Source organism: Leptospira terpstrae serovar Hualin str. LT 11-33 = ATCC 700639 (genome assembly GCF_000332495.1).
In the GTDB taxonomy this organism is placed as follows: domain Bacteria; phylum Spirochaetota; class Leptospiria; order Leptospirales; family Leptospiraceae; genus Leptospira_A; species Leptospira_A terpstrae.
Genome location: NZ_AOGW02000018.1, coordinates 249274 through 266801, shown reverse-complemented (window position 1 = coordinate 266801; position 17528 = coordinate 249274). Strand labels below are relative to the sequence as shown.

The window sequence follows — 17528 nt, the reverse complement described above, 5'->3', positions numbered from 1 at the left end:
TTTTTGTGTCGTCGCTGGAAATAGGATCGTTTTGCAAGGTTTATCTCCTAATGATTCAACTTAATTCAAAATTCCAGAAAGAGAATAATACCAAGCTCTTTCTGATTCTTCTGCAATTCGAAGCGCCATCACCCGAAGTAGGCGATTTTGAGCTTCCAATTCTGATTCCCGAAATCCAATTTGCGTAGAAAAATGGACTCGTCCAGGAATTTCGCTGCGTTCCATAGCGATTTTATTTCCCGTCTCCGCTTCTATAATTTCCACACGAGTGACTACAAATAACTCCGAGGTAATTTGTCTGTCAGCAAGATCCATAAGATCTCCTACCTGTTGGTAGTGGACAATCTCCGCATACAACCGGTATTTCGCGAGAGTTTTTTCGCGTGTGGTGATCAACCGTCCTCGCCGGTCAATTTCTTCCATAATCATCTGAGTGAGGCGAGTGTGCATACCTGGCGAGTAAGTATTGTTTCTCACATTTTGGATGTAGATCAAACGTTTCGAATCAGGGACAGGAACTCCATCAATTTTAGGTGGCCTGCCTGGTTCCTTCGATAAAAAGGCACAACCAGAGATGACAAATAGGAAAAAGAATACAATGCCTTGTTTCATACGGAAATGTTCCCTGTCATCTTAAGTCCGAAGTCTAGTTTGTCAAGGGAATCGAAACGAAGGGAAATTCTCTAGATTTCGGGAAAGGCATGACAAAGGAAGTGGTTGAATTCTCATTCTCCCATGGAGATCTCTCTTCTTCGTACTTTTACAATCCTAGTTTGCTTTAGCCCTCTGGCTCTATGGGGACAATCCAAAATTCCTGACATCCCTTTAGATGAGGTGGGGTTTCCCCTTCCCTACTACTCACCTGTCTCTGGAACCTTTGCGGAAATTCGAAACCACAACTTACATTTAGGATCCGATTTTAAATCGTATGGTCTCAATGGACATAGCATCTTAGCTACGTTTGATGGTTATATTGAAGAAATCAGTTATTCTAAAACAGGGTATGGTCTTTCCCTCAATCTTTACAGCCCTAAATACAAATTAAAATCAAAATACGCCCACTTACATTCCTTTGGCGGTAGTTTGTATGATTTAGAACTTCTGAGAAGAGCAGTGCTTTTGATGGGAGACCCAAGTGGATTCCAATTAAAACTCCCTCCCGGAATGTTTGCTGCCAAAAAAGGAACTTCACTCGGAAAAACAGGAGAATCTGGATCTGGAATTTCTCACCTCCACTTAGAATTCCGGTCAGAAAAGGGAAATATCAATCCACTTTACTTTCCTGAAATACACCAAAAAGATACCACACCACCCACAATCCTTTCCATGTATTTAGAAGGAGACAATCTAGAAAAACCCATCCTTTTCACTGCAAAAGAAAAATCGAAGGGTAAGTATGATTTGTATTCAGAAACTGGGGAATTGTTTGAATCCATAACACTTACGGGTAAGGTTCGCATTCGTTTGAGTGGGTATGATTTCATTCGTTCTCGGAACAAAAATAATGTGTATGGAATGGATTTATTTCTAAATGGAAAATCTATCTTTAGTCGCAATTTCGATTTTTTAGCTTATGAAGATGGGTCCAAAAAACACCAGTTTTACGATATCAATCGGTCTTCACTATCTCCACCTGTGTATTTTTATCATATGTATGAACAGTCCAAAAACTTTAAAGAAGAAGGGTTTTCTATAGATTTGGATGGATACCAACCTAAAGAACGATTACAACTCGAAGTATGCCTACGTGATGCCACAGGAAACAAATCTTCAGTTTTTTTTACAGTGATACATGAGAAAAACGAAACAGATCCAAAACAGGTTTCCAAAAACCAAAAGAATGGAAATAAATACAACTCTCTGGATGGCAAGATTAGCCTGGACTTATCCAAAACTGAGGTTTCTGGAGAAGGAACTCTTCTCATTACCGAAAGAAACGAAAAAGACATTCCTTTCAAAATTCCAGCAGGACTTCCTCTTAAAGGAAAAATCTATCAATTAGATACAAAAAAAATGAGTTGGAAAGGAGAGGGACTAGGAGAATGGAACCTTGGTTATACGCCTACTACAAAAGACTCACTCTACTTTTATGATTCATCTATTCAAAAATTCCAGTCCATTACCCATAAACGAAAATCAAACGGGTTTAGTTTTAAACTCACCAAACTTGGGTTTGTTATGGTTTTGTCGGATGAAACCCCTCCAACCATTTTTCCTATGACCTCCCTTGCTCGCTACATTGAACTTCCCGAAGTTAGAAACCAATGTTTTGAAGAAAGGTTCTATGTCATAGGGGATGTAGGAAGTGGATTTCGAACCAGTGTAGAACTCACACTAGATGGACAGACTTATCCCTACGAATACGATCCTGATAGACGTGCTATCCGAGTCCTTATTCCGAAGAGCCTACAAAAAGAAAGGCCTTATCTTCTTTTGGAAGCTAAGGCCTTCGATTTCGCCGGAAATGTTTCCGAACCGTTTGTGGATTTAATCTCTACTAGTGGTTGGAATGAAGAACTTCAGGCCTCTTGTCCTGTCATGGAATAACGAGCAATATCCAATACTTCGTAAACAGTTTCTGTAGAACCAAAGACAAGTGTTGCTTCGTTTCCAGAATGTTTTCCGAGTAATGATTTTGCGAGCGGAGATTGGTAAGAAATGATATTTCTTTCAGTATCCGCATCCCAGGCACCAAGGATAGAATAAGTCACCACTTCGCCCGTTTGTTTGTTTTTCAAACGAACTGTAGTTCCGATTCCCACTTTCTCAGTTTTAACATCACTAAGGTCAAGAATCCTTGCACTTTTTAATTCAGCTTCCAAACGTTTGATGGCTGCTTGTAACTGAGATTGTTTTTCCATAGCGGCTTTGTATTCTGCGTTTTCTCGTAAGTCCCCTTTCTCTTGGGCCTCACCGATATCACGAGAGTTCTCTGCCATCTCTACGTTCACAAGGTGTTCAAATTCTAGTTTTTTAGCGTTGAATGCACGACGAGTCACTAACACTACATCGTTTGGAAGGTTAGCCAATGGATCATCATCAGCATCTTCTTCTGAATCGTATTCATCCCAAACAATGTTTGGTTTGAGTTCGTTGATAAGAACATAAAGTTGATCTTTTTCTAAATCAGTTACATAAGGAACTTCTTTGAAAAGAGCAAAAAGTTTACGAACATACTCATCGTCTGCGTTGGTTAGAATGTCTCTGAGAAGGCTATTGTCCTTTCCGAAAAGAATATCCATGGCTTGGTTTTTGAGTTTAGTCCCTTTGTCTTCAATCTTCGCAAGTGGTTTTAGAATACGGAACACTCGAAGTACTAAATCTTCTTCACTGACTTTCAGCCAATCAAACTTCCAAGTATGAGATAAGATAGATTTGGCAACCCAAAGGAAAACCTCGGGATTTTCTTTCGATTTGTTAGAAACTGTTTCTACGAACAAATTGAGTTCAGCAAACTTTTCATCTGCCACTAAGTTTTGGAAAACAGAGCGGTTTACCTTTACTGGAACTTCAAAAAGAAGACCAATGAGGATATTGATGGCTTCCGGATGGTAGGAACGAATGAGATCCTTAAATCCTTTTTTGATATCTGTGTTTTCCAATGCTTTGGAAATCTTCAGAGCTTCTTCTTTAGATAAGGATTGGATGAGAGTTGTTAACTCTTGTTCACGGATCTTATGAGAAAATTCTTCTGTAGGCCACGCCTTACTAGCTTCTTCTAAATATAAGTAAGCCGAAAGTTTACGAACCGAATCTCTTGCCGTCTCTTCTTCACCGTAATGAGAGATGAAAAAATCACCTGCTTCTGCGGCTTCATCTGCATCACGCACAGCCTCCATAGCGATTTCCAATTTTTTATTTGTATCACTAGTAGCTTGGAATTTCTGAGTTAAAGTTTCTGAGTGAGTGATCGGTTTTTCATGATACACCACCTCATCCTTTTTCTTAGGATTCATTCCGATGTTGGCTTCTTTTTTAAGAACCGACTTCACTTTCGCCCACCACTTGGACCACTCATCAGCTTTTAAGAAGGTTCCGATTAATTCGTTCTTCATATCGCCAATGATCATTCGGTTGTCGTAAGATTTCAGAAGTTGTTTTAAGAACTCAGGTAAGTTCTCAGCAAACATGGTGTTGATTCCATTTTTGTCTTCGTAATGTTGTACCCAAATATGATCTTTCTTCAATGGTTTTAAAGAAGTGATGGCCATTTGGATGGAAAGTTTATGGTCTTTCTTTTCTTCAAAATCAACAAAGATAGAATCTCCGGTTTGGGAGATGGATGTAATTTTACCTACACCCCAGTTTCTATGCATTACATAGTTACCAGTATCAAATACGATATTTCTTTCAAAGTTGGTGATACAAAGTTTCACCGGTTTACGGTTATTTCCAAGCTCACTCATTTTTAAGAAGTCTTCAAGAAGTGAGTGTGCCGTGTATTTTTGTTTGTAAGCGCGAATGAGTTCGTTTCTTGCTTTCTGTGAAGCCGCTTCATGTTCTAAAATCTTTTTTAAGAAGTAGATGACATGGTCCCAATCTTCCATTGCTTTGAATGGTTCAACGATTGGATAAAGAAGACCCACTAATCGTGTTTTTTCTCTTTGTCCCAGAAGGATACGTTCAATTTTATCGAAGAAGGAAACGTCCTCGTAGTTGTTTTGAACGATGGTAGGCCAAATTTCCTCCATCTGAACGTATTCTTTGTTCTTTGCATACATCTCAACTGCAAGTTTGAGATAGGAAATTGCTTTTGGTTTGTCCTCTTCCATAATGGAAAAGCCATACTTCTTAGCAATCTCTGGGTTTTTGCGATCTTGTTTGGCAAGTTTTTCAAGAACCACTTTGAGTTCTTTGTTTTTCTTGAGTTTGTCAAGTGCTTCCGCTTTCACACGGAGTGCCAATCTATGATCTCCAAATCTTAAAATAGAATCAGTAATGTATTCAATGATAGTCCATTTTGCATGAGCTTTGAAAGAATCCAAAATGCTCTTCACCAAATTTGCGTCTCCCATGGAATCTTCCATGAAAGAAATAATCATTAACATATATTTGGCGGAGATAGACTCAGGATGTTCTTTGAAATGGTCTTCAATTTTTTGTTTAGCTTCCGCTAAACGATTTTCTGCCTTATATGCATCAATGACATCGTCAAAGATTTTGAATTTGGAAACGGGAACCGTTCCAGCATCAGCACGCACATAAATTTCCTCATTAAAGAGAGGTGTTAGTTTGTCGTTGTCGGCGATTTTGTTTGATTTGTCTTCGGTAATAGTATCAGGCATGAAAAGAATCTCCCTCTTCGTATTTCCAATAAAGGGTGTTCATAGTTCCTATAAAGTTGTTACGGTAAATTTAGCGATGAATCCGCGAAAAGAACAGTCCTAGAGTTCATTTTCTAGGTCCGTTCGATTCTGTAAAGCCAAAAAACCCAACCGAATGGCTGGGTTTTCCTGGTCCCAAAGGCAGTCTCCTTCGAGTGAGTAAGGAAACTACTTGTTTTGTGAAGAGCCGTTACTTCCACTACAATCACGAATTTTCGCGCCTGTAGAGATGGCCCCGGACTTCTGAAGCATTTGCTCCATTTTTACTTTGCTTTTACAATCTTCTTCATCAAAGTCTAGGTTTGCTCCATCAAAGTGAACTTCGAAAGTATCAGCAAGAACTCGAAGTTCATCAAAGAAAAGGTAAACCGTTTCTGGACCAGAGTTTGGTCTAGAACGAATCTTAAACTGTTTGAAGATCAAGTTTCTTGTTGCTGGAAATGCATTTGCCTCTTGCGGAATTCCTGGAGGGATGATGATGTGGAGAGGTCTCCAACCCACAAAGTCCAAGGAACCGAAAGGGAAAATATGGCTATTGCCATTATAATCTTCCAACCAACCTTCTAGATCATATTCATTTCCACGACCAAGAACCCAAACAGAAATGGCTTTCACATTTCCTGGTGCTTCAATCCCGTAGATTTTATCAAATTTCTTTTTGTTATCGTCACCGATGTATGGTCGTGCACGAGTCACTTCATATTCAGGAGCACGCGGAGGACGAACCGTCACCACATTGTTTCCTGGAAAAGTGAATTGAAACTTCACGGCCAAAACTTTGGCATTCCCTGCATCTACGTTTTTTACATCGCCGGGTTTACCTGGCACCAGCTTCACTTCCCTCATGACAAGAGGAGATTTTGCTGGGTCATTGAGAACAGGTGAATACTTATTGTTCTCATCATATTTCATATCACCCGTGCCATCTTTGTTCACACCGTCTTTGTCAGTGAACACTTCCCAACCGTAAGGAGCAGTCGATGTTGGACTGTCCCAAGATTCGATCGTGATGGCTTTGAGTTCTAGTGCACCAATATCATTTCCTATGGGTGTTGCCACTCCATTGGAAACTTTGTATTGCGCCTGCGCAAATCCAATCAGTGCGAGGGACGTAAGGGCTACTAAAGTTAGGATTTTTGTTTTTTTGTTTTCCATTGTTCCTTTCTCCCGCTTACCAATTGTCCTTAATTTCAGATCCAGGGTATTTCGCTTCGGATCTGTCAGTTCTCACTTGGAGGTCATCTACATAAAAGTAAAAGTCCCCTGCTACTTCATGAACATCAGAGGTCACGAAGAGAGAAACAAAATGAAGGTTTTTATCTAAAAGTGCAAATCTTGTACTTTGTGGAATAAATCCTGGAATTGTAGCCGTAAGTTTTCTCCATCCGAAGAAATCCAATCGACCCAAACGGATATTATGTGTTACGTCTCTATAATCTCTAAATTTCGCAAATAAAGTATGTCTATACTTTCTACCAAGAACCCAAACAGAGATTTGTCTTACTTTCCCTTTGATGATGTACTCATGTGGTGGGTACAATTCAACACGATCCAAACCTTTAGCAGCAAAATGTGTTTTGACACCTAAAATATGGTTTTTTTCGACTTTGTCCCCGCCGTCTTCTGGAACGGTTTTTTCATCGAATACATCTTTGATGAGCCCGCGTTGAACGAGTTTCAAAGTTCTTGTTTCTCCGAGTGGAGTGGTAGCTTTTACTCTCCAATCCTCCGCCTCTTCGAAATCGTCTAAAACGATTTTTCTAAGAGGGCTATCCTCATCGTTTGCAGTGTTAGCTGTATTTTGTCCGCCAGTATCTGCCTGTGCGTACAACATTCCTATTGAAAGGAAGAGGCCTAACAACAGTTTGGTCATTCCTAATTTCCCCATGAAACTCACTCCTAAAAGGCTCCTAACTCCGGGTCTTTCGTATTCTCATTATCGGATATCCGGCTTTTAAATTGATTCAAGATTTCGATCATTCGATCGATTCCTTCTGCCGGTAGAAAGATCGAGGATTTTTTGCTATTCGACCACTCCGATACTTTCAGGTAGAATCCAGCCTGGTTCTTCTTCAAATCCACCAAGAAGGTCTTATTTTGTGTTACGATCTTCTCGGTTAGGATTTCGGGGTCCACCATGCATTCCTTCTCCCTGCCTACGTAAATAGTATCGGAATCCGAAACCCATTCCTTAGCTGTAATAGGAAGAAACTGAGGAATGGAAAAGGTTTTTTCGAAAGTGATCGATAAAAAATCCCGATTTGATTGAATTTTGTCTCTTTCTGCCTTTTAGGCGAATCGTTTCCTTAATTCTCTAGCATATGCCAAGTCATGGGTAAGCTTTCGGAGTCTACGGATGTAATAATGCGTCACTTCTTTATAGAATTTGAGTTCCATTTCTTTGTTTTTGGAAAACATGTCATGTAAATCAGCATAGCGAAGTTCGTATAATTCGGTATTTTCTTTGGCTTCTACTTTTGCAGAGCGCTTTTCATCATCAAAAAAGGGCAATTCCCCAAAATGGTCCCCTTCTCCGAGGGTGATGAGGTTCACATCGTCCCCATGGCTTGTGGAAGTGGAAATTTGTAAAGTTCCATACTTCACAATGTACATGGACTCAGCCTCTTCCCCCATATCATACAAAACATTTCTAGGAGGTAGGTGGACTTCCCGGATCTTTTCAGCAATGTGCAACAGTTCGTCTTGGTTTAACTTTTGGAAGAGATATATTTTTTTGAGACTCTCTACTTTAGTATTCATAATACTCCTAGGATTTCTCTGAAAATGGGGGAATTTAGCGAATTTGCAAGAGAAAATTAAGTAGATAGACCCACGATTTTTTATGGACAAATGGAACGGAATAGTACTAATATTCGCAGTTCCCTTCGTCTACTAGGGAGAAACGCTAGGAACAATTAGTTCCTGATTCCAAAATAAGGGATAAATATGACACCTAAAAAGAAGGTATTACTCGTTGAAGACCACGCTGTGACTCGGGTCGGCGTAAAACACGTTGTGAACTCCTCAGCTGATTTCGAAGTTGTGGGAGAAGCCGAACATTCCTCTCAAATTCTTGCCCTCTTAAATGAAACGAAACCAGATTTCGTCCTCCTTGATTTACGGATTCCAGGAGAGAACGTATTGAATATGGTGAAGGATTGGAAAAAAGAACATCCAAACCTAAAAGTGGTCACTCTCACCATGCTCGATGAACAACCCATTGTTCATTCAGCGATTGAAGCTGGTGTGGATGGATATCTTTTAAAAAGTGATGATCTGAGTAGCCTTACCAAAAACCTAAATGAAATTGCAGCAGGAAAGACGGTTTATTCTAAGAACTTAAAGCTTAGCTTCAACCGCAAACCTCAAGACGGGAAAGTTGCCAACAAAAAGGAAAAACAAATCCTAACCCTTCTCGGACATGGAAAAACCTACCAAGAAATTGGAACAGAAATTGGCCTATCGAAAAGAACAGTGGAATACCATGTCGGTAGGCTCAAAGACCGATTCAATGCCAAAACTGTTGCCGAACTGATTGGCCGCGCCAAAGAACAAATGTTAATCTAGGTTTCTAGATCTAACAATCGTTTTACTAGTTCAATCAACTTTTCATCAGGAGATGTTTTTGTAAGGAAAGCATCTCCCCCAAGTTCAATCACAGTGGCTTCCAACTTGTAACCTGTATTAGGATCAGTATGCGAACTAGAAACAAGTAAGGAACGAATTTCTTCCATTTCTGAATTGGAATATAGATCCCTTAAAAAATCGATTCCCGTTCTTTCTGGCATAGAAAAATCCACGATGATAAGATCTGGTTTCAATCGGCCGACAGAAAGTAGGGCATGGTCAGGATACTCCTCTTCCCAAAGGATACAAGGTAAGTCCTTCAAAACTTTTCGGATTTGTTTTCGGTATCCTGGATTGTCATCTAAAACGAGGACAATCTTTTCATAGTTAGGAAGTAAAAACTGAACAGAAGTTCCTTTTTCTTCTTCGGACTGAACAATGAGTTCGGCTCCATGACGTTCGGCCACTTCTTTACAAAAAGCAAGGCCAACACCTGCTCCCATTTCATCTGCGGTTCCTTTCCGAACAAATAAAAATCCTTCCTCTAAAATATGTTCTGCCCAATAAGGTGGCATCCCGATTCCCGTATCAATGACTTTCAAACTCCAATGTTTACTGGATTCGGTTAAAGAGATTTCTACTGTACCTGATTCTTTTGTGAACTTAACTGCATTGGTAAGTAAGTTCCATATCAAGTGTTCTATCAGGTTGGGATCTCCAATTCCAATCGAAGATTCTTCCATATGAGTGATGATCGTAATGTTTTTGGGTTTTGCCATATCCTGGACACGTTCAATCAATTGGTCTGTGATTTGGCGAAAATCAAAAAGTTGGTAATCTGGAAATACGGAGGCGTTTTGGAATCGAGAGTATTTGATCAGCTCTTCCACCATACTGAGGATGTTTTTGAGTCCAGTAGATGCTTCCCCTAATACCTGTTTGGCTCTTTCTGGAGAGAGAGAAGGAGGAGATTCTGTCAGTAAATTAAATACAGAAGAGATTCCAAAAAGTGGAGACCGAATGTCATGCGAAACAATGGATATAAATTTATCTTTAAGTTCTCCCGTTTTTTCTGCTTTTTCTTTTTCTTTTCGGAGTTCTATGGTTTTCCATTCTACTTCTTTTCGTAAATTGAGTGTTAGGTATTCTGCGGTCTCCCATGTGTGAGCATTTTGTTTGGAAATCACAATGGCAAGACACATACAAAAAATGGCAAACCCAAGCTCAGTAAGCATTGGTAAATCCCAACGTTTAAAAAACACAACGGAATCATAAATGGTGGCAGAAAGAATGATGATGGTTCCAAATAAAATCATACTCCCCGTAAACCGGGTTTCTCTTTGTAAGCAGGACCGAAATGCAGCGAACATAGCAATGATAAGAATGATCGACATATAAACCTGACTAAAAATCAAAAGTTTTGTGTACACTGCGTACGGTGTCGAGATGATAATTATTAATTCGAGAATGATAGGAATTAATAGATACCTTTTGTACTTTTGTGGCAGGAAGTTTTTTTGGTTTTGGAAAAAAAACAAAAGGCTAAAACCTTGAATCCCGCAAAACGCCAAGTATTCTAGACGAATCTGGAACATCTCGAGCCAATCGGAGGCTTGGAACCAATCCCTAGACACCCGGTCAAAAAGTAAAATTCTAAGAAGCCAAGAAAGACAAAGTAAAGAAAACCAAAGAGGAGATTTGTCCTTTCTGCGATGGATGTACAAAAACATATGAGAGATCGCAAGGACAAAAAACGTAGCAAAGAAAAATGCTTTTTTCCGTTCTTTAAATCGTAAGTAAAGAAGAGTTTTACCCACCTCACCTAACACAGGTGAATAGTAAGGACCACCGCGCGAATAAAGATAGTTGGAGATTTGGAGATACAAAACGGTAGTGGGAGTGGCACGGAAAGAACGAGCTGTTTCTAAGTAATACCCAATGGAACCTTCTTTGGTTTTGGAAACTTTTCCCGCTGAACCAAGTAAAACAAGTCCACGTTCTGCATTGTGATAATACGCTCTATAGGCAGAAGAAGTTTCTCTCAAATAGAACATTAAGTTCAAGGGTTCGTTTACTTTTATTTTCAAACGATACGTTACAAATCCGTGCGCTGGTAAATTTTGGTTCACCCAATACGCAGGAACGGCAAGCCGGATTGGTTCTTTTTTTTCTAAGGCTTTGAACTCATCTTCGGTTTCTGGAAGTTCACCAGGGAAAGCTTCCCACTCACCAGCTAAGGGAAATGGGTCCAAAGTTTTTGGGTCTTCTTTCGAAAGATCCAAAACACCGGCCTGGATGGTTTTTGCCGGGGCTAAGGTGGGAATGGAACGATTGCATTGGATGAAAACAGATACAGCAATAGAAAAATATATAAGTTTAGATAGGGGTAAAATTTGGATACGTACCACATCCTAACCCTAAAATGAATTTCGAAAAACTCAAACCATATTAGTACGTGTACGAGAAATTTATTCTTTCGTTTTGGGCCGTTTAGGTAATTTACAATCGTTTTGCTTGCGATAGAAAACATTGACTTCGATTCTCCCTGGAAACAAGTAGGGGATTCAAGGAGACGGCAATGGCAAAAAAATCAGATGCATTTGTTTCAAAAATAAACGAAGGATACCCATCCAAAGGATCACTCTATTTGGGTGCAGGGATGTTTGATGGAGAAACACATAAAGAAGCTTCTGTTTCTATCCCCCTTTCCACCCTGAATCGGCATGGACTGATCGCCGGTGCCACAGGAACGGGAAAAACCAAAACCCTCCAACTCCTGACAGAATCATTATCCGAGGCGGGTGTTCCGGTTGTCCTTATGGACATCAAGGGAGACCTTTCTGGCCTTGCCGAATCCGGAGAAGAAAACGACAAAATCAAAGAAAGGACTAAGGCCCTAGGAATGGATTGGAAACCTTCAAGTTATCCCGTGGAATTTTTGTCCTTATCGCAAGAACCGGGAGTGAGACTTCGAGCGACCATCGCCGAATTTGGACCTGTACTCATCTCGCGGATTTTGGAATTGAATGATACACAAAGCAGTGTGGTCTCCCTTGTTTTTAAATACTGTGATGATTTGGGCCTTCCTATTTTAGATACTAAAGATTTTAAAAAGGCTCTCCAATACATCAATGATGCTGGTAAAGAAGAATTGGAAAAAGAATACGGAACCGTTTCTTCTCAAAGTATTTCTATCATCTTACGGAAACTCATTGAACTCGAAGGCCAAGGGGGAGAAGATTTTTTTGGAGAACCTTCCTTTGATGTGAATGACCTCCTCCAAATAGAATCCAAAAAAGCTAAGGTATCTATCATTCGTCTGACAGATATCCAAACCAAACCTCGCCTCTTCTCTACCTTTATGTTGTCTCTCCTTACTGAAATTTATGCAAGTTTCCCTGAGGAAGGTGATTTAGAAAAACCAAAACTTGTTTTATTCATTGATGAAGCTCACTTAGTTTTTGATGAAGCCTCGAGTGACCTACTCAAACAATTGGAAACTATGGTACGACTCATCCGTTCCAAAGGGGTTGGGATTATTTTTTGTACACAATCCCCGACCGACTTACCGAAAGAAATTTTAGGCCAACTCGGCCTAAAAGTCCAACACGCCCTCCGTGCTTTTACAGCAAACGACCGCAAGGCGATAAAAACTGCTTCTGAAAATTACCCAGAAACTGAATTTTATGATACCAAAGAAGTAATCACCGAACTAGGAATTGGTGAGGCTTTCATAACTGCCCTAAGCCCCAAGGGAAGTCCGACTCCCCTCGTTCGTACATTACTTGCCCCTCCGGCCTCACGAATGGGAATTTTAAATCCCGAAGAACTAAATTCCAAAATTGATAAATCCGATTTAGTGAAAAAATACAAGACCACCCTCGACCGAGAAAGTGCCCATGAAATGCTTTCCAAAAAAATGGAAACCATTGCCGACGAAACGGAAGCTGCAGAAGAGGAGTCCGGCGAAAAAAGAACTAAATCCAAACGGGCCAAAGAGAAGGAAGATCCAAGTTTTGTGGAAACACTTTCCAAAAACCCGCTGGCTCGGGAAGTGGGCCGCACTGTAGCCAAAGAAGTCACAAGGGGGCTACTCGGAATGCTCGGTGTCACTCCCAAACGGGGCTCAAAACGCAAAAAAACGGGACTTTTCGGGTTTTAAATCCATTTTAGCACTCTTTGATTGAAAGTGCTTGACGATTCGTATGCCCAATCCTTTTATGGGAATCAGGATTAGCACTCTTTTTGAAATGGTGCTAAACCTGAATTGAACAGCAGATTGCATACAAGGAGTTACTCATGGCATCAATCAAACCTTTAGGCGACCGAGTGGTCGTAGAGCCAAAGAATGAGTCGGAAGAAAAAATCGGATCCATCATCGTACCAGACACAGCAAAAGAAAAACCACAAGAAGGGAAAATCATCGCTGTCGGACAAGGACGTTACGAAGACGGAAAACTCATTCCTTTAGAAGTAAAGGTAGGAGATACAGTTCTATACGGAAAATATTCCGGAACTGAGATCAAACAAGGCGGACGTGATTTATTGATCATCCGTGAAAGCGACATCCTCGGTGTTGTGACAAACTAATTATAAAAGGAAATAATCAATCATGGCTAAAACAATTGAATTTGATGAAACAGCACGTAGAAAACTTCTTAGCGGAGTCAACAAACTTGCTAACGCTGTAAAGGTAACACTTGGACCAAAAGGTCGTAACGTAGTTATCGATAAAAAATTTGGAGCCCCTACCATCACGAAAGATGGTGTAACTGTTGCCAAAGAAATCGAATTGGAAGATCCAATCGAAAACATGGGTGCTCAAATGGTGAAGGAAGTTTCTACAAAAACTAACGACATCGCCGGAGACGGAACAACTACTGCAACCATCCTTGCACAAGCTATTATCAACGAAGGTTTGAAAAACGTAACTGCGGGTGCAAACCCAATGGCGCTCAAACACGGAATTGACAAAGCAGTTCTTGCTGCAGTAGAAGAAATCAAAAAACACGCAATTAAAATCAATAGCAAAGCAGAATATGCAAACGTTGCGACTATCTCTGCAAACAACGATCCAGAAATCGGTAACCTAATTGCTCAAGCTTTTGACAAAGTAGGTAAAGAAGGTGTGATCACTGTTGATGAAGCAAAATCAATTGAAACCACTCTTGATATCGTAGAAGGTATGCAATTTGATCGTGGATACGTATCACCTTATATGGTAACTGATCCAGAAGCAATGATCGCAACTTTTAACGATCCATTCATCTTAATCTATGACAAAAAAATTGCATCGATGAAAGACCTTCTTCCTGTGCTTGAAAAAATTGCACAAGCGGGACGACCACTGGTTATCATCGCAGAAGAAGTAGAAGGCGAAGCTCTTGCAACTATCGTTGTAAACACTCTTCGTAAAACCATTCAATGTGTGGCTGTAAAAGCTCCTGGGTTTGGTGACAGAAGAAAATCTATGCTTGAAGACATTGCAATCCTCACTGGTGGCCAAGTAATTTCTGAAGACCTCGGAATGAAATTGGAAAACGCTGATGTGAAGATGCTTGGTCGTGCAAAAAAAGTAGTCGTGGACAAAGAAAACACAACTATCATTGAAGGTGCTGGTGCTTCTAAAGACATCCAAGGCCGAGTCAACCAAATCAAAAAACAAATCGAAGATACAACTTCTGATTACGATCGTGAAAAACTTCAAGAACGCCTTGCAAAACTTGCTGGTGGTGTTGCTGTCATTCACGTCGGTGCTGCTACTGAAGTAGAAATGAAAGAGAAAAAAGCTCGTGTAGAAGATGCACTTTCAGCAACTCGCGCCGCAGTGGAAGAAGGAATTGTTCCTGGTGGTGGTCTTACTCTACTTCGTGCACAAGATGCTGTAAAAGCGCTTAAACTTGTGGGTGACGAACAAACTGGTGCAAACATCATCTTACGTGCATTAGAAGAGCCGATCCGAATGATCACTTCCAATGCTGGTCTTGAAGGATCTGTGATTGTAGAACAAGCTCGTGCCCGTAAAGGAAACGAAGGATTCAACGCACTCACTATGGTTTGGGAAGACCTAATCAAAGCAGGTGTTGTTGACCCGGCAAAAGTGGTACGTTCTGCTCTTCAAAACGCAGCTTCCATTGGAGCGATGATCCTCACTACTGAAGTTACCATTACAGACAAACCAGAATCGAAAGACTCAGGTGCTGGTATGGCCGGTATGGGAGGAATGGGTGGTATGGGAGGAATGGGCGGCATGATGTAAATCATACCCCTATTCTTTTTAGCGATCTGGTTGTACCAACTGGATCGCACACCAAAGCCTTGGATGCTAAATCCAAGGCTTTTTTTATGCCTTTATATGCAAATGAATGATGGTGATGTCATCGTGAGGTGAGCCGGAAAGCCCAGTAAAGTAATGAAAGTTTTCTAATACCTTTGCCATTGGATCGATTGATTGTTTGGCGATTGTTTCAATAAATGATTTTGCTAAACGTTTTTCTCCATATTCCAACCGGTCTTCATTTTCTTCTTCTGTAAGACCGTCCGTATAAAACAAAAACTGGTCCTCAGGTTGAAAGGTGTATTCTTCTTCCGCATAGGTAAGGCCCGGAAGAATGCCCAGTGGTTTGCCTTTGGGTTTAATTTCTACAAGTTCCTTTGTTCCTGCTTTCCAATGGAAAAAAGAAGGGTGGCCTGCACTCGAAACCATAAATTTTCCTGATTCCAAATCGATATAGAAGTACGTGGCCGTCGTAAACCGACCAAAAGATTTTTTTACTAAATCTTCATTCATGGCAGAGAGTAAAAAGGAAGGGTTTGCCCAATGTTTGTATGCTTGAAAAAAAGCAAACTTAGAAAGTGATGCAATGATAGATGCCCCAAGTCCATGTCCCACTACATCGGCGATTAGAATTCCAAACTTTTTACCACCTAATGCTTGGAAGTCGTAAAAATCTCCCCCTACTTCATGAGAAGGTTGGTAGTAAACGCTGATATTCATTTTTTCCCAACGCGGAGGCGAAGGAGGAAGGATTGCATTTTGAATTCTTGCCGCAGTGACTATTTCCTTTTGTAAAGTACCATACTTAATTTCAGAATTACGGAAAAGATTTTCACCATACAGAGTGAGGCAAACGACAAAGATAAAAAATCCCCAATGGGAGGAACGTGGGACCGAATCCAAAATACCTAAAGAAGATAGTATATCATGTGCATTGAGAATAAAGAGAGCCGAGGCACCAATCACGAGTAAAACGGCTTTGGGTTTTTTAGCGACCATCTGCGCCCAAGCAACAATGATTTGGATGATAAGTGTCGGTAAACACAACCAAATAAAAGTTAAAATGGCAACTGACATGGAAATTGTTTCTGTAAATGCCAAAGTCAAAATAACTATGGAAAATAACACATGAAACTGCCAAAGCATACGGATCACATTCCAACGACCAGACCCAACCAGTTGGTCAAAAAAATACAAACAACTAATAGGAATCAAAAACAAAGTTAAAATAAAAATGATAAAACTAGGAAGAATGGTATCATAATAAAATAGTCCAAAGAATCCTGATTGTGATAAAAAATGAATTCCGGAAATGGAAGAAAACCATGTAAAGGCAAGGAGCTGTTTTTTCTTACGCCTTTCAAAAAGATAAAATGAAAAAAGCCCTAAAATCAAAAAGAAAAATCCTAACGAAGCAAAGGATTGGCTTCTATTGGCAATGGCTTTGTAATGATCCGTTGGATCACCGTAAAGTGGTGGTTCAGAAAAACCTAACGGTAGGATTCCTTCTGAAAAAAATACGATATAAACATATCGTTCCAAACATTCATTAGGTAATTCTAATACAGGAACAAAATTTCGATTGTAAATGACAGGACTTACACCTGAAGGTTCAGCAGGAGGAAGTCGCAAAAATTCTGATTGTAATTTGGTTTCCCCACAATAAGCATCGAAAAAAGTAACAAGACCTCTTAGGAGTAACGAAGGTTTGGGATAACCTAAAGAATCTCGAAACCGAATGCGTGCAGATAGGTATTTTGGTGTTGGTTTTTCTAAACTCACATAAGGAATATGATAAGGTTGGTATTCCAGGGATAAGTCTTCGATTGCTGGTTGGAAATGAGCCGACTCTTCTTCGGAAAGGAATCGGTATTCCCATCCATCGGACCATTTAACGGATTTGTACGGAAGCAGAGAATCAAAACAAGACACAAAACTAAATAAGGGAAAAAGAAAAATGAGGATTTGTTTTACATAGGCTCTTTCCATTCCGATTTCTCTTTCTCCAATCTCTTCTTCAAAGATTTGCGATGTTTGTCCTGTTTTTTCTTTCGCAGTTTTTGAATGTCAGAGTTGGATTTAGAAGGATTTAATTCTCTTTCTAATTCCAAACACAACAAGTCTCTCGCTTTATAACGATTGAGTCCTTGGGTTCTATAGATAGAACATTTGATTTGTTTCCCCGAAGGAATATGTACCAAATGGACTGCAGTAGAAACCTTGTTTACGTTTTGTCCGCCTTTACCGGCGGACTTCACGAATCGTTCGCTAAGATCTGCTTCAGAAATTCCTAGTACTTCCATCCGTCTCTGTAGCGAATGATTCTTTTCAACAGAAACAGGGAAGGTTAAGGGCATTTG

General features: G+C 40.2%; 14 protein-coding genes. 5 read left to right on the top strand and 9 right to left on the bottom strand.

The window, feature by feature from the left end:
• Positions 1-60: 60 nt before the first annotated feature.
• Positions 61-612 carry an LPS assembly lipoprotein LptE gene (locus LEP1GSC203_RS17425; protein WP_002975335.1) on the bottom strand — a complete coding sequence of 184 codons (552 nt, stop codon included), beginning with the start codon at positions 610-612 and terminating at the stop codon, positions 61-63.
• A 123-nt stretch (positions 613-735) separates the two neighbouring features.
• Between LEP1GSC203_RS17425 and LEP1GSC203_RS17420 the strand changes: the two genes are divergently transcribed.
• Entirely contained in the window at positions 736-2547 is a 1812-nt protein-coding gene (locus LEP1GSC203_RS17420) for a peptidase M23 (protein WP_039938338.1), read from the top strand.
• Here LEP1GSC203_RS17420 and greA read toward each other — a convergent pair.
• From greA to LEP1GSC203_RS17395, 5 genes are all read right to left on the bottom strand, one after another.
• The gene (gene greA / locus LEP1GSC203_RS17415; protein ID WP_002975464.1) at positions 2520-5285 is read right to left on the bottom strand and encodes a transcription elongation factor GreA; all 2766 of its coding nucleotides are present in this window, start codon (positions 5283-5285) and stop codon (positions 2520-2522) included. The two genes, LEP1GSC203_RS17420 and greA, sit on opposite strands and share 28 nt — an antisense overlap.
• A gap of 207 nt (positions 5286-5492) precedes the next feature.
• Complete coding sequence (gene flaA1 / locus LEP1GSC203_RS17410) at positions 5493-6479, bottom strand: flagellar filament outer layer protein FlaA1 (protein ID WP_002975280.1); 987 nt, start codon at positions 6477-6479, stop codon at positions 5493-5495.
• Between the two features lie 16 nt (positions 6480-6495).
• Positions 6496-7212, bottom strand: coding sequence for a flagellar filament outer layer protein FlaA2 (gene flaA2 / locus LEP1GSC203_RS17405; RefSeq protein WP_002975218.1), 717 nt, complete (start codon positions 7210-7212; stop codon positions 6496-6498).
• Positions 7213-7223: 11 nt separating this feature from the next.
• A complete protein-coding gene (locus LEP1GSC203_RS17400; RefSeq protein ID WP_002975368.1) occupies positions 7224-7460 on the bottom strand; it encodes a DNA-binding protein in 237 nt (78 codons plus the stop codon).
• Positions 7461-7613: 153 nt separating this feature from the next.
• Positions 7614-8087, bottom strand: a complete 474-nt coding sequence (locus LEP1GSC203_RS17395) for a cyclic nucleotide-binding domain-containing protein (protein WP_198008591.1) — start codon at positions 8085-8087, stop codon at positions 7614-7616.
• 183 nt (positions 8088-8270) lie between these two features.
• On the opposite strand from LEP1GSC203_RS17395, the gene LEP1GSC203_RS17390 reads away from it, so the two are divergent.
• The gene (locus tag LEP1GSC203_RS17390) at positions 8271-8891 is read left to right on the top strand and encodes a response regulator transcription factor (protein WP_002975224.1); all 621 of its coding nucleotides are present in this window, start codon (positions 8271-8273) and stop codon (positions 8889-8891) included.
• On the opposite strand, the gene LEP1GSC203_RS17385 is transcribed toward LEP1GSC203_RS17390, so the two are convergent.
• On the bottom strand, positions 8888-11299 hold the full coding sequence (locus tag LEP1GSC203_RS17385; RefSeq protein WP_002975330.1) for a hybrid sensor histidine kinase/response regulator: 2412 nt from the start codon (positions 11297-11299) through the stop codon (positions 8888-8890). The genes LEP1GSC203_RS17390 and LEP1GSC203_RS17385 overlap by 4 nt on opposite strands.
• A gap of 170 nt (positions 11300-11469) precedes the next feature.
• On the opposite strand from LEP1GSC203_RS17385, the gene LEP1GSC203_RS17380 reads away from it, so the two are divergent.
• The 3 genes from LEP1GSC203_RS17380 (at position 11470) to groL (ending at position 15150) form a co-directional block, all read left to right on the top strand.
• Positions 11470-13053 carry a helicase HerA-like domain-containing protein gene (locus LEP1GSC203_RS17380; protein WP_002975294.1) on the top strand — a complete coding sequence of 528 codons (1584 nt, stop codon included), beginning with the start codon at positions 11470-11472 and terminating at the stop codon, positions 13051-13053.
• A 137-nt stretch (positions 13054-13190) separates the two neighbouring features.
• Positions 13191-13481 (top strand): co-chaperone GroES, encoded by a 291-nt coding sequence (groES, locus tag LEP1GSC203_RS17375; protein ID WP_002975196.1) that lies wholly within the window; start codon positions 13191-13193, stop codon positions 13479-13481.
• 22 nt (positions 13482-13503) lie between these two features.
• Positions 13504-15150 carry a chaperonin GroEL gene (gene groL, locus LEP1GSC203_RS17370; RefSeq protein ID WP_002975223.1) on the top strand — a complete coding sequence of 549 codons (1647 nt, stop codon included), beginning with the start codon at positions 13504-13506 and terminating at the stop codon, positions 15148-15150.
• Between the two features lie 84 nt (positions 15151-15234).
• Here groL and LEP1GSC203_RS17365 read toward each other — a convergent pair whose 3' ends face one another.
• Together LEP1GSC203_RS17365 and LEP1GSC203_RS17360 are read right to left on the bottom strand one after the other, a co-directional pair.
• Complete coding sequence (locus LEP1GSC203_RS17365) at positions 15235-17157, bottom strand: PP2C family protein-serine/threonine phosphatase (protein WP_002975499.1); 1923 nt, start codon at positions 17155-17157, stop codon at positions 15235-15237.
• Positions 17139-17471 carry a peptide chain release factor family protein gene (locus tag LEP1GSC203_RS17360; protein ID WP_232225934.1) on the bottom strand — a complete coding sequence of 111 codons (333 nt, stop codon included), beginning with the start codon at positions 17469-17471 and terminating at the stop codon, positions 17139-17141. Before LEP1GSC203_RS17360 ends, LEP1GSC203_RS17365 begins: the two co-directional genes overlap by 19 nt.
• Between the last annotated feature and the right edge of the window lie 57 nt (positions 17472-17528).

What these genes read in the sequence shown, in the direction of transcription:
- LEP1GSC203_RS17390 (WP_002975224.1), top strand. Translation starts at nt 8,271, where the DNA reads ATGACACCTAAAAAGAAGGTATTACTCGTTGAAGACCACGCTGTGACT.
- flaA1 (WP_002975280.1), bottom strand. Translation starts at nt 6,479, where the DNA reads ATGGAAAACAAAAAAACAAAAATCCTAACTTTAGTAGCCCTTACGTCC.
- flaA2 (WP_002975218.1), bottom strand. Translation starts at nt 7,212, where the DNA reads ATGGGGAAATTAGGAATGACCAAACTGTTGTTAGGCCTCTTCCTTTCA.
- groES (WP_002975196.1), top strand. Translation starts at nt 13,191, where the DNA reads ATGGCATCAATCAAACCTTTAGGCGACCGAGTGGTCGTAGAGCCAAAG.
- LEP1GSC203_RS17425 (WP_002975335.1), bottom strand. Translation starts at nt 612, where the DNA reads ATGAAACAAGGCATTGTATTCTTTTTCCTATTTGTCATCTCTGGTTGT.
- LEP1GSC203_RS17360 (WP_232225934.1), bottom strand. Translation starts at nt 17,471, where the DNA reads ATGGAAGTACTAGGAATTTCTGAAGCAGATCTTAGCGAACGATTCGTG.
- LEP1GSC203_RS17365 (WP_002975499.1), bottom strand. Translation starts at nt 17,157, where the DNA reads ATGGAAAGAGCCTATGTAAAACAAATCCTCATTTTTCTTTTTCCCTTA.
- groL (WP_002975223.1), top strand. Translation starts at nt 13,504, where the DNA reads ATGGCTAAAACAATTGAATTTGATGAAACAGCACGTAGAAAACTTCTT.
- LEP1GSC203_RS17420 (WP_039938338.1), top strand. Translation starts at nt 736, where the DNA reads ATGGAGATCTCTCTTCTTCGTACTTTTACAATCCTAGTTTGCTTTAGC.
- greA (WP_002975464.1), bottom strand. Translation starts at nt 5,285, where the DNA reads ATGCCTGATACTATTACCGAAGACAAATCAAACAAAATCGCCGACAAC.
- LEP1GSC203_RS17380 (WP_002975294.1), top strand. Translation starts at nt 11,470, where the DNA reads ATGGCAAAAAAATCAGATGCATTTGTTTCAAAAATAAACGAAGGATAC.